13 protein-coding genes are annotated in these 12,876 nt (G+C 42.5%); 10 read left to right on the top strand and 3 right to left on the bottom strand.

The window, feature by feature from the left end; all coding sequences use genetic code 11:
• Positions 1-192 precede the first annotated feature (192 nt).
• The 3 genes from R8N28_RS10110 to R8N28_RS10100 form a co-directional block, all read right to left on the bottom strand.
• The gene (locus R8N28_RS10110) at positions 193-1,914 is read right to left on the bottom strand and encodes an ATP-binding protein (RefSeq protein WP_005377471.1); all 1,722 of its coding nucleotides are present in this window, start codon (positions 1,912-1,914) and stop codon (positions 193-195) included.
• Positions 1,904-3,085, bottom strand: coding sequence for an FIST signal transduction protein (locus R8N28_RS10105; protein ID WP_053307103.1), 1,182 nt, complete (start codon positions 3,083-3,085; stop codon positions 1,904-1,906). Before R8N28_RS10105 ends, R8N28_RS10110 begins: the two co-directional genes overlap by 11 nt.
• Before the next feature lie 113 nt (positions 3,086-3,198).
• Entirely contained in the window at positions 3,199-3,555 is a 357-nt protein-coding gene (locus R8N28_RS10100) for a hypothetical protein (protein ID WP_005377473.1), read from the bottom strand.
• 257 nt (positions 3,556-3,812) lie between these two features.
• Between R8N28_RS10100 and ccoN the strand changes: the two genes are divergently transcribed.
• The 10 genes from ccoN to uspE all read left to right on the top strand — a co-directional run bounded on the left by ccoN (position 3,813) and on the right by uspE (position 12,813).
• Positions 3,813-5,240, top strand: a complete 1,428-nt coding sequence (ccoN, locus tag R8N28_RS10095; protein WP_005396488.1) for a cytochrome-c oxidase, cbb3-type subunit I — start codon at positions 3,813-3,815, stop codon at positions 5,238-5,240.
• Between the two features lie 12 nt (positions 5,241-5,252).
• Entirely contained in the window at positions 5,253-5,873 is a 621-nt protein-coding gene (gene ccoO / locus R8N28_RS10090; RefSeq protein WP_005377475.1) for a cytochrome-c oxidase, cbb3-type subunit II, read from the top strand.
• Positions 5,874-5,882: 9 nt separating this feature from the next.
• Positions 5,883-6,056, top strand: coding sequence for a cbb3-type cytochrome oxidase subunit 3 (locus R8N28_RS10085; protein ID WP_005377485.1), 174 nt, complete (start codon positions 5,883-5,885; stop codon positions 6,054-6,056).
• On the top strand, positions 6,056-7,030 hold the full coding sequence (ccoP, locus tag R8N28_RS10080; RefSeq protein WP_005377487.1) for a cytochrome-c oxidase, cbb3-type subunit III: 975 nt from the start codon (positions 6,056-6,058) through the stop codon (positions 7,028-7,030). Before R8N28_RS10085 ends, ccoP begins: the two co-directional genes overlap by 1 nt.
• Positions 7,031-7,135: 105 nt before the next feature.
• Positions 7,136-7,612: a FixH family protein gene (locus R8N28_RS10075; protein ID WP_005377489.1), complete on the top strand. Its 477-nt coding sequence runs from the start codon at positions 7,136-7,138 to the stop codon at positions 7,610-7,612.
• 4 nt (positions 7,613-7,616) lie between these two features.
• Entirely contained in the window at positions 7,617-9,980 is a 2,364-nt protein-coding gene (locus R8N28_RS10070; RefSeq protein ID WP_017821936.1) for a heavy metal translocating P-type ATPase, read from the top strand.
• Positions 9,981-9,995: 15 nt separating this feature from the next.
• Positions 9,996-10,160, top strand: a complete 165-nt coding sequence (ccoS, locus tag R8N28_RS10065) for a cbb3-type cytochrome oxidase assembly protein CcoS (RefSeq protein ID WP_005377493.1) — start codon at positions 9,996-9,998, stop codon at positions 10,158-10,160.
• Between the two features lie 7 nt (positions 10,161-10,167).
• Positions 10,168-10,848, top strand: a complete 681-nt coding sequence (locus R8N28_RS10060; protein WP_017821937.1) for a sulfite exporter TauE/SafE family protein — start codon at positions 10,168-10,170, stop codon at positions 10,846-10,848.
• A 90-nt stretch (positions 10,849-10,938) separates the two neighbouring features.
• Complete coding sequence (locus R8N28_RS10055) at positions 10,939-11,685, top strand: FNR family transcription factor (RefSeq protein WP_005377497.1); 747 nt, start codon at positions 10,939-10,941, stop codon at positions 11,683-11,685.
• Positions 11,686-11,865: 180 nt separating this feature from the next.
• Complete coding sequence (gene uspE / locus R8N28_RS10050) at positions 11,866-12,813, top strand: universal stress protein UspE (RefSeq protein ID WP_005377500.1); 948 nt, start codon at positions 11,866-11,868, stop codon at positions 12,811-12,813.
• The last annotated feature ends 63 nt before the right edge of the window (positions 12,814-12,876 follow it).

Raw genomic sequence — 12,876 nt, 5'->3', positions numbered from 1 at the left:
ATTATATGTGTTATGTTAAATTGTATATCGCCGTACGCCAAATGTTGTCTGAGTATGCTCCTATTCCCCTGCAGATTTTAAATTTAAGGGCCTTACTGTGAGCATTAAACATAATGGTTATTTACCATAAAATACTTAATATAGATCTTAATAATCTATCGATTGTTAAGATCTATATTAACGCCTTTTTACTTATTGAAATGACTGTATAGCTTCAAAGATATCTTGTCTTCTAACTGGCTTGGAAATGAATCCGTCCATACCGGCATCCAGGCATTTATCTCTATCGCTTTCTAGCGCATGTGCAGTTAACGCTATAATTGGGGTCCTGAGACCTTTATCTCGAATAAGTCTTGTTGCGGTAATTCCATCCATCACTGGCATCGAGACATCCATGAGAATCAAATCGATTAAATCCTCATTCTCTTCTAAAAATGTTAATGCCTCTGCTCCATGGCTTGCGATATGAACATTATGGCCAAGCTTATTTAAGATAAGCTTTATTACGAACTGATTCGACTCGGTATCTTCTACGACGAGAAGTTCCATTGCTTTTGTCGGTTGATTGGTTTCGATTCTAACTGGACGATTTTGATTACAACGAGTCAAAACTGGAATCGAAATCGTAAAGGTTGAACCAACATGCTCATCACTTTTAACGGCAATCTTGCCACGCATCATTTCAACTAAATGCTTGGTTATTGCGAGCCCCAGTCCTGTACCACCGAAGCGTCTCGTGATGGAACGGTCTCCTTGATGAAATGCCGTAAACAAGTGCTCTTGCTTTGCTTTAGATATACCAATTCCAGTGTCAGATATTGAGATCACAAGTTCAGCATCTTGCTCAGATACAGAAACTTTTACTTCACCTTCGTCTGTAAACTTTATTGCATTCCCTATTAGATTAAACAGAATTTGAGATAACCGCGTGGAGTCAATCCAAAATTGTTTGTCATTAGTGACAGTACAGTTGAGCTTGAATTTAAGATTTTTCTTCTTAGCGATTTGTTTTTGCTGAGAAATAACAAAAGTGACAGTGTCTCTTAAGTTAATCCATTGTTCATTGAGCTGAAAGCGACCTGACTCGATTTTAGAAAGATCAAGAATGTCACTGATTATCGCGAGAAGTAACTCTGCAGAGCACTCCATTTGGCTCAAAGCATCAATTTGTTCTTCTGACAAGGTTGATTGCTTCAGTATATCTAGCATTCCAAGAACGGAATTTAAAGGGGTTCTTATTTCATGACTCATCATCGCTAAGAACTCCGACTTAGACCGGTTCGCAAGCTCTGCTTCTTCTCTTGCTTTAGCGAGCTGAGTTGTTCTTACTTCAACGATACGTTGTAACTTCTCTTTGGTTTCGATATCAATGACCGCCCTTTCAATTAAGGGACGAAACCGCCTCAAGGTTTCCTTATTCTCTATGCTAAAGTGCCCTTTCTGAGCTCCAATAAGTAGGATTACGGTTTGCGTTACTTCTGAACGTATACCAGTTAAAACGACCGAGTTTACATGGCTTTTTATAAAGCTGTTTAAGTTAACAAACTCAGCGAGTTTATCTGGCTCGAACAGTAGAATGCATTCACCATTGAGAGCTCTTTGATAGGTGTTACCGTGTAACCAGGATACATTATCAAATACGCTATTAGTTGATATCAATGTCTTGAAGGGATATCGTTCACCATCACGAGTCAGTACAATAAAATCATCGAAGTTGATGTACTTTTTGAGGACATTGTTTAATCCCGTAAATATCTCATGCCGATTCTTTGCCTCACTCATCGCAGATATCGCGGAAAGAATGGCCTTGTTTTCATCAGCGAGTAGTCGTTCTCTTTGTCTAGCCTGCTTTAGCTCAACTAACGCTTCTTGAAGCGCTTCCTGTTGATATATGTCTAAGTATTTATCTTTCATAAGGTTTATGGAATATAGCCGATGAAATCATCAGGTTTCCATGTCCATTCTCACCACCAATAAATCTACCTTGCTCGCCGAAAGTAAAAGGGCAAATAAAAGGCAAATGTTCTAGTTCTTGGTTAATTTGTTCACAAACGCTATTCATGTCTTGCATTAAGTGCAACATGGGACCTGCGCAAAAGATATTTATCACTCCAATTTTTCGAGACTCTTCTAATTTTTGGTTAAAAGCGGCATTGACGACTTTTGCAGCGCGCGCAACGAGATGCTCACGACTTCCTTTCATTAATGTGAGCTCGTCACCCTCTTCTATTCGTGTAAACAACTCGATTCCACCATCTGGCGTCTCACGGATCGGATGGGATAACTTGTAATATGGGCGATCATAGAGATGACCTGCGATCCGTCCTAATGGATAAGCACTCGAGTTTGTAAACAGCATATTATCTTTACCTACTTGGTTATCCTGGTGATTTGTCCACCTTCTATAAACATTGAGCGCAGGTTCATTATCAATTTCAAGTAAGCATCTATCGTTGGTCTTGGTTGCAACACCTTTGATATTAGTTGGTGTATGCCCAGCGCTGAAAGCGATATCAACAGGTTGAGAGGAGTAAAAGAGAGTTAAGCTTAAACCTGAAGTTTGAGAGCCTTGGGCGGTTATCACAGACCATTTCCCAGCGATGTTATTATCAGCGGCCGAACCACCAATAATTGGAATTAGAGTTCCAAATCTTTCATCTATAGACGCAATGATTGATTCCTCTTGCCCTGGTGTAGCATGAAGTAGAATTAAGTTTGGTACCTCTCCTACACGGTTTGCGTTCTCAAGGGCCATATCCAAAGCCTTGGTGACGCTGTCACCTGAGTTGTGATTAGAAATACCAGTACCATAAGCATGAGGACCTGTATCATAAACAGCAAGTGCCGCAATTACTGGTCCTGTATGAAAGCCCTGATCTGTCATTACGGCTTGACATGAACTGGCGCCATGAAAAGGCACACTAGGAAAATGCGCAAGAAACGCTTCTCGAATCAACTCGAAATTGTATTCTTCCGTGTAGTAACACATCACGTAAGACAAGTTCTGTTGTGTCAATTCTGACCTGAGCGTTTTTATCGCTGAGTCTTCATCTTTAATATGAGTAAAAACTGATTGGCAATGCATACGATTTTATAATTGGATATCACTCTGCTGTTATACCATTCCAACCAATTTTCTCTAGGTAAGAAGGTGTTAATTTCATTAATAAGTTACGATTATCTCGTGATAGATCGTATTTATAATTGAACTACAACAATGTTTTCACCTTTTTTAAAGGTGATTTTTTTCGATTCAGGCATGATGTCCCATTCTACTGACTTATGCTTTTCGTTGAGATTGATAAAATTACCAGATTGATTTAGATCAATTTTTAGAGTGCTACTTTCTGTCGTTTCGAGCGAAATTCCCATTGAGTCACGATTAATCGTGATTATTTCTCCTTCAATTGTTACATCGCATCGTTCTTTTTGTGAACAGTCAACGCTATTGACACTCTCGTGTGTAAAGGTACGCCAGAAAAATGCGCCTATTAAAACACTGAGCATGATTAAGATTTGTGCAAGTCGCGCCTTTGTTAACTTTTGTGCAGGCATAATTACTAATATCCTTGTTACAAACTTCAAACTTTTTAAATAAAAAATGATTTCCAGAGGTCCAGTAAGGTTACTACCCTGTCATTGAATTGTTAATTCAAGTATAGTGTCACGCTGAAAATGCCACTTTTTATTAAAGTCAGCAATGGAAATAAGGTGATGATAACACTTGAATTCTAGAGTTTACTTGGGTGGTGTTACGACGCAAGTCGTGTTGGAAGTAAAAGTGTAGTTAATTAGAAATTGGAAGCATGCAAATGAGCCAAGTAAAGCAGCTTGAACAAAACTACAACTATACAGTCGTTCGCCAATTTACCCTTGTGACCATTTTATGGGGCATAGTTGGTATGGCTGTTGGTGTTTTGATTGCCGCTCAATTAGTTTGGCCACAGCTAAACTTTGATACGCCGTGGTTGACGTACAGTCGCTTACGTCCACTGCATACTAATGCGGTAATTTTTGCGTTTGGTACCAGTGCTCTGTTCGCAACGTCTTATTATGTTGTACAGCGCACATGTCAAACACGTCTTTTTGGTGGCCCACTCGTTGCCTTCACCTTTTGGGGTTGGCAAGCAATCATCCTGGCAGCAGCCATTACTTTGCCTCTCGGTTTAACATCGGGTAAAGAGTATGCTGAGCTAGAATGGCCTATTGATATCGCAATTGCGCTAGTATGGGTATCATATGCGGTGGTGTTCTTCGGCACACTAGTGAAGCGAAACACGTCACATATTTATGTGGCAAACTGGTTCTTCGGTGCCTTTATTATCACAGTAGCAGTACTTCACATCGTGAACAGCATGGCTATTCCTGTGTCACTTGGTAAATCTTACTCGATTTACTCGGGCGCAGTGGATGCGATGGTTCAGTGGTGGTATGGACACAATGCGGTAGGTTTCCTACTGACCGCTGGTTTCCTAGGTATGATGTACTACTTCGTTCCTAAACAAGCTGAACGTCCTGTTTATTCTTACCGTCTATCTATCGTTCACTTCTGGGCACTTATTTCTCTATATATTTGGGCAGGCCCTCACCACCTTCATTATACAGCGCTACCAGACTGGACTCAGTCTCTAGGTATGGTTATGTCGCTGGTTCTATTTGCTCCTTCTTGGGGTGGTATGATCAACGGTATTATGACGTTATCTGGTGCATGGCATAAGCTTCGTTATGACCCTATCCTACGTTTCCTAATCGTTTCACTGTCGTTCTACGGTATGTCTACCTTTGAAGGCCCGATGATGTCGATTAAGACGGTTAACGCACTTTCTCACTACACAGACTGGACCATTGGTCACGTTCACTCTGGTGCGTTAGGTTGGGTTGCGATGGTTTCTATCGGCTCTGTATATCACTTGGTACCTCGCCTATTTGGCCAAGAGCGTATGTACTCTGTTGGTCTAGTTAATGTGCATTTCTGGCTAGCAACAATCGGTACCGTTCTTTACATCGTTGCGATGTGGATCTCTGGTGTAATGCAAGGTCTTATGTGGCGCGCGGTTAACTCTGACGGTACGCTAACTTACAGTTTTGTTGAATCTGTAGAAGCGTCTTATCCGTTCTACTTTGTACGTTTCCTAGGCGGATTTATCTTCCTATCTGGTATGTTCCTAATGGCATACAACACGTACAAAACGGTAAGTGCACCTAAAGAAAGCCTAAAAGCTATCCCACATCCGGCATAAGGAGATTTAAGAATGAGTAATAATTCTAATAATCGCCATGAAATCTTAGAACGTAATGTCGGTTTGTTGGCTATTTTTATCGTGTTTGCTATCAGTTGGGGCGCTCTTGTAGAGATCACTCCTCTGATTTTCCAAAAGCAAACGACTGAACCTGTAGAAAATCTGCGCGCTTACACTCCTTTGGAGATGGAAGGCCGTGATATCTACATCCGTGAAGGTTGTAACGTCTGTCACAGCCAGATGGTTCGTCCTTTCCGCTCAGAGACTGAACGTTACGGTCACTACTCTGTTGCTGGTGAGAGTGTTTGGGAACACCCATTCCTTTGGGGCTCTAAGCGTACAGGCCCGGATTTAGCTCGTGTTGGTGGTCGTTATTCTGACGAATGGCACCGTGTTCACCTGTTAGATCCTCGTGAGCTTGTACCTGAGTCAAACATGCCAGGTTTCCCGTGGCTAGCTGAAAACGTTTTAGACGGTAAGCTAACTCAGAAGAAACTTGAGCTATTTCGTGATCAGTTCGGCGTTCCATACACTGATGAAGAGATCGCGAATTCGGCTAAAGAAGTAGAAGGTAAAACAGAGATGGATGCAATCATCGCTTACCTTCAGTCTCTTGGTCATGCAATGAAGTAAGGGGATCATATGGATTTCGGTACAATTCATAGTATTTATACCGTTGTACTCTTCGCTAGTTTTATTGGCATCGTATGGTGGGCATTTAGTAAAAAGCGTAAAGCACGCTTTGAAGAAGATGCCAACTTGGTGTTTGCTGACGAAGAACAAAAGACCCCTAATAACCAAGGAGTGAAGAAGTAATGACTACATTCTGGAGTCTCTGGATTATCGTGATTACTGTCGGTACGCTAGTAGGCTGTGCGATTCTCCTGACTTGGTGCGCTAAAGATAAAATGGGCGTCGAGGAAGGGGAAGACATGGGCCACGAGTACGATGGTATTCGCGAGCTAAACAACCCTCTACCAAAGTGGTGGACTTACCTGTTTGTAAGCACATTTGTGTTCGCAGCAGTTTACCTTGCCCTATTCCCAGGTCTAGGTAGCTTCAAGGGCTTTTTAAACTGGCAGAGTTCGGCTCAAACCGTTCGCTCACTAGAAGAGTCAAAAGAAGCCATCGCTGCAGCACAAGAGAACAAGCAACTAAACCAATATGCAAAAGAACTGGATGATGCCGACGCTTACTTCGGCGAAGCATTCCGTAAACTTGCGCACAATGACAGTGGTCTACGCCCAATTCCTGAAATTGCGCAAGATCCTGAAGCATTAAAAGTTGGTCAGCGTTTGTTTTTGCAAAACTGTTCTCAATGCCATGGCTCTGATGCACGTGGTCAGAAAGGCTTCCCTAACCTGACTGATGATGCATGGCTATATGGTGGCGAGCCAGCAGCGATCGTTACAACCATCATGCACGGCCGTATTGGTCAAATGCCAGCATGGAAAGATGCCCTTGGTGAGCAAGGTGTTCAAGAAGTTGTAAGTTACACACTTAGTCTATCTGGTCGTAAAGTAAATGCTCGTGAAGCCGCGGCAGGTAAAGCACGCTTCGTAGTGTGTGCTGCTTGTCATGGTACCGATGGTAAGGGTAACCCTGCAGTCGGTGCGCCTGACCTTACAGACCAAGACTGGTTATTTGGTGACTCTCGTGCAGCTGTAACAGAAACCGTAATGAACGGACGCTCAGGCGTAATGCCTGCGTGGAAAGACATTTTGGGTGAAGATAAAGTTCAGCTCGTTGCCTCATATGTCTGGAGTTTAAGTAACTCAGAGAGTAAGTAACTGAGATATTACGTAACATAGCAATAACAGCCCCTTTCATAGGGGCTGTCTTTCCTTTAAATTTAACGCCTTACATTTTTTCATTTAGCTGTTGAGAACTTTTTTATGGTAAAGCCTTGGTATAAACAATTTTGGCCGTGGTTCCTAATCATCCTTCCTCTTACTGTCGTAGTTTGGACTGTGATTACTGTGGTCGTTTTCTCGAACAACTCTGTTTCTTTAGTCGCTGAGGATTACTATAAAAAAGGCAAAGGCATTAATATCGATATTAGTAAAATGAATGTCGCTCGTGACCTAGGTCTTAACGCTGAGATTTCCTCTGAAAATAACAATGTTGTGATTGTTTTCGCTAAAGGGAAGCTACCTCATTACCCTGCTCTAACGGCCACTTTCACTCATCGTACTCTTCCTGATCGTGACTTCACAAAGCTTGTAACAGCGGATGCATCTGGTAATTACCGACTAAAAGCTGAGGAATCTATTCAAGGGCCATGGTTTGTTGAACTACAACCACACGACAAGCAATGGATGATCCAAGGTAAAGTTGAGTTTCCTGCCTCTTCAACACCGTTAATGAAGTAAGCATATGTGTAAATCCTGTTATCACTGCGGTGAAGATGTACCAGCCAACACGGATTTCAAAGTAGAAATATTGGGTGAAATTCGCGACATGTGTTGTCCGGGCTGCGAAACTGTGGCGCAGACTATTGTCGATAGTGGTCTTGTCTCATATTACCAATACCGCACTGCGCCTGCAGAAAAGGCAGATCTAGTACCAGAGCAACTCCAAGCTTTAATTCATTATGACAATGCGGATGTACAATCTGAATTCGTACGAAATCGCGAAAATGTTTCTGAAGTAACCCTTTCTTTGGAAGGCGTTTCATGTGCCGCTTGTGCGTGGTTAATCGAAAAGCAAGTTTCTAATACGGCCGGGTTGGTATCTATCCGTGTTAATACAACCACCAATCGAGCGTTACTAGCCTGGGATAAAACTCAGGTACGGTTAAGCGAGCTCCTTTCCGTTATACATAAACTTGGTTACAAAGCTGCACCTTTTGAAGCAGATAAGCAAGAAGCCTCTTACCATCGAATGATGAAGCAATATCTATATCGGCTAGGTATTGCAGGTTTAGCAACCATGCAGGTCATGATGCTCGCCGTTGCACTGTATCTCGAAGTCTTTGGTGATTTAGAGCCAGAGTTTAAAAGTTACTTTCGTTGGGTAAGTTTGATTTTTGCTACTCCTGTTTTGCTTTATTCCGCTCTTCCATTTTACTTAAACGCATGGCGCAGTATCAAAGGCCGAACCCTTGGTATGGATGTCCCGGTTTCTATCGCGTTGATCTTTGCCTATGTTGCAAGTTTAGTTGCAACAGTAACTGAACAAGGCGAAGTCTTCTTTGAATCTATCTCGATGTTTACCTTCTTTTTGTTAGTAGGTCGATTCTTAGAGATGCGCGCTCGTCGCAAAGCTGCTGCAGCGAGTGGTAACCTTCTTAAGTTGATTCCTGCAATTGCTACAACGCTGGACGGTGATCAGATACCCGTGAAGACGCTAAAAGTTGGCGATCGCATTCGCGTTCTACCTGGTGAACATATCCCCGCTGACGGTAAAGTTATTTCAGGCCGTATTCATATTGATGAATCCATGCTAACGGGCGAGTCAGTGCACGTTGTGAAACGAGAAGGCGATATTGTTTATGCAGGAACGCTAAACGGAGACGAATCATTTGAACTTGAGGTAGTAAGCTCAAAGGCCGATTCAATGATTTCTAACATCGTGCGTTTACAAGATGAAGCTCAACACTCCAAACCTAAAATTGCGGAAATTGCAGACATTGTCGCCCGTTACTTTGTTGGTGTGATTCTTATCATCTCTGCTGGTACTTGGTTTTACTGGCATCAAACAAAACCAGATGATGCGTTTTGGATCATGCTGTCTGTGTTAGTTGCTACATGCCCATGTGCGCTATCTCTGGCCACTCCGACCGCTCTCACTTGTGCTACCTCTAGAATGGGTAATTTTGGCATTTTGCTTCGTAAAGGCCATGTGTTTGAGACACTATGTAAGATCAACCACTTAGTTGTAGATAAAACAGGCACTCTAACGAAAGGTGATATTGAGATCTGTGAAACAAAGGTACTTAGTGATCTCCCACAGAAAGATTGTCTATCACTAGCTGCAGCTTTAGAGGCTCATGCAAACCACCCTATCGCTCGTTCTTTTGCAACTTACACCAATGATGACTTTATCGTGTCTGACGTGCAAAACGTGATTGGTTCAGGGATTGAGGGTATGTGGAATGGCAAAATCGTTAAGATAGGTAGTGCTGCTTTTGTTCAAGGCAAAGAAAGTGGTGAAAGCCAGGCGGTCTATCTGTCGGTTGATGGCAAGCATGTCGCTAGCTTTTACTACCGCGACCCTATCCGAAAAGAAAGCAAAGCCTTTATTCAACGTTTTGCTGACGCTGGAATTAAGACAACCCTGCTAACTGGTGATTCTCTCTCAAACGCCCAACCAGTGGCGAATGAAATTGGTATCGATCACATCGTCGCGTCAGCAAAGCCAGAAGATAAGCTTGCATACCTTAAGAGCTTGGACGAAAACAGTATCACTATGATGGTTGGTGATGGAATCAATGACGCGCCGACTCTCGCCGGAGCTCACCTTTCTGTCGCAATGGGTGGTGGTACAGATGTCGCTAAAGCTTCTGCTGATATGACGTTACTTGGGGATAATCTCGAAAAGCTACTAGAAGCACGTTTGCTTGCACTGCGTACAAGAAAGATTATTCGAGAAAACTTGGCTTGGTCTTTGGGTTACAACCTGTTAATTTTGCCTTTGGCGGTCGCAGGTTTAGTGGCTCCCTACATTGCAGTAGTTGGCATGTCTGCAAGCTCAATTATCGTTGTATCTAACTCTTTGCGCCTGCTCAAAGAGAAATAAGTAGAGAAAGCAAACATGGAAAGTCTTTATATATTGATTCCCATCGCTATCGTTCTCGTTTGTGTTGCTGTCGCAGTTTTTCTTTGGGCGGTAAGAAGCGATCAGTTTGAAGATCTTGAACGGCAAGGGCACAACATTCTTCTCGACGAAGAAGACCAATCTAATAGTGATAAAAAGTAGCGACTTTATGACTCCTGATTTTATCGGTGCGTTGATGATCGGCTTAGTAGGAGCCGGTCATTGTATGGGTATGTGTGGTGGTATCGCGTCTCTGCTTACCATGGGCTCTTCTGCTAAAAATAAAACTACCCCTCTTATCCCCCTCTTCTACAACCTCGGACGATTGATCAGTTATACCTTAATAGGAGCATTAGTCGGTGGTGCTATATCAGGTTTATCTGAACTTAGTGGGTTAACGCACTCTCTTGCTTGGTTAAGGCTGATTGCGGCGTTATTCATGATTCTGGTCGCGCTGTATATTGCTAAATGGTGGCAAGGCTTACTTTTAATAGAAAAGCTAGGGCAGTATCTCTGGCGCTTTATCTCGCCGGCAGGGAAGAGTTTGTTGCCATTAAAGCATCCTCTTCACGCGCTGCCATTTGGCTTTATTTGGGGTTGGTTACCATGTGGCTTAGTTTATTCAGCGCTTACTTGGTCGGCGGTTTCTGGTAGTGCGATCAACGGCGGCCTAATTATGCTTGCGTTTGGGCTCGGAACGCTACCTGCAATGCTTATTATTGGATATGGTGCCAATCATTTTCAGAAATTACAAAAATCATTAATATTTAGAAATATTTCAGCATTAATCCTTATTGGGTATGGTTCGTATACCGCTATAGGAGCCTTAGCGTTACTCGGTTTCATATAACGATAAACTCTATTGAGGTGACATTTTTGCTACCCTTTAGGATTAAGCGATGCTAAAATATTGATGTATATCAAATAGTGAAAGGTTGTTATGATTTCTGAAAAACCTGCAACAAAGCGTATCCAATCAGGCGGTTGCGCCATTCATTGCCAAGATTGTAGTATTAGTCAACTGTGTATCCCGTTCACTCTAAATGAGGCAGAACTCGACCAGCTTGACCAAATCATCGAACGTAAGAAGCCTATTCAAAAAGGACAAGAGCTTTTTAAGGCTGGTGATGAGCTAAAATCGCTATACGCTATCCGCTCTGGTACCATCAAGAGCTATACGATCACAGAGCAAGGTGATGAGCAAATCACAGCGTTTCACTTAGCTGGAGACTTAGTCGGTTTCGATGCTATCACTGGTGACTCCCACCCTAGCTTTGCTCAAGCACTCGAAACGTCGATGGTATGTGAAATCCCATACGAAATTTTAGACGATCTATCGGGTAAGATGCCTAAGCTTCGCCAGCAAATCATGCGTTTGATGAGTAACGAAATTAAAGGTGATCAGGAAATGATTTTGCTTCTTTCTAAAAAGAACGCAGAAGAGCGACTAGCTGCTTTCCTTTACAACCTATCAACGCGTTTTTCTCAGCGTGGCTTCAGCCCTAGAGAGTTTCGTTTAACTATGACTCGTGGTGATATTGGCAACTACCTTGGTCTTACAGTCGAAACGATCAGTCGTTTGTTAGGTCGTTTCCAGAAATCTGAGATCCTAAGCGTAAAAGGTAAATATATCACTATCTTAGACCACGATGCATTGATGGAACTTGCTGGTGTAACTAAAGAATAATACACCCTAATTATTGATGTAGCTCGAAAATGAGCTACATCATATTTCTCATAAATTCCTTTCGAAAGTCCTCAAAAAGTTCTCCAAACTAAGCTACAGTAAAAATGTACGGTGAGTACTCCAAAATACTGATTTAATTTACATTCAGTATCTGGTTTTGCAATAGAAGTGGGCTTAGTTATGAGTATATACAGTAAGATCCTTGTTGTAGCTGACATCAATAATGATGAGCAGCCCGCACTTGCAAGAGCTGTTCAATTAGCTCAGAAAAGTGTATCTAGAAGCCGAATCACTTTCTTTTTATCCATTTACGATTTCTCGTATGACATGACGTCAATGCTATCAGTGGATGAAAGAGATGCTATGCGTCGAGGTGTCATTCATCAGCGTGAGCAGTGGATGCGTAAAATTGCTCAACCATACCTAAACGATGGCTTCGACTTTGATGTTTGTGTTGTCTGGCACAACCGCCCTTATGAGGCGATTATTGCTGAAGTCTATGCAGGCAATCATGACCTAGTCATCAAAGGCACACGTAAGCATGATGTTTTAGAGTCTGTCATTTTCACACCGACAGATTGGCACTTGTTGCGAAAATGCCCTATTCCAGTGCTTCTTATTAAGAATGCTGCTTGGCCGGAACAAGCAAGTATCCTTGCCTCAGTACATGTGGGCTCAGAAAACCCGACTCATATTGATCTCAACGATACGATGGTCGAGCGATTAAAAGAAATCACCACTCGGCTTGAGGCCAAGCCATATCTTGTTAACGCCTACCCCGTTACACCGGCGAACATTACGATTGAACTTCCTGAATTTGACCCAACGACTTATACCGATGCGGTGCGAGGTCATCATTTAACGGCTATGAAAGCACTACGCCAAAAACATGGTCTTGATGAAGAACAAACGATAGTTGAGCAAGGTTTACCTGAAGATGTTATTCCGGCAGCTGCAGAGCGCTTAAATGCTGCAATGGTTATTTTAGGTACTACAGGGCGAACTGGGCTTTCTGCTGTCTTTATTGGTAATACAGCGGAGCACGTAATTGATAAAATAAATTGCGATGTGTTGGCTCTAAAACCAAAAGGTTACATTAGTCCTCTCGATCCAAATACAGCAACCTAATCTCTCCTTAGTATTGCTATGTATTGAGCGCGCTAATAAATCCCCCGAATACAGGGGGATTTT

The organism is Vibrio sp. Vb1554 (assembly GCF_033344235.1).
Note: the sequence above shows the minus strand (reverse complement) of the source record. Positions and strands in the feature narration are given on the sequence as shown.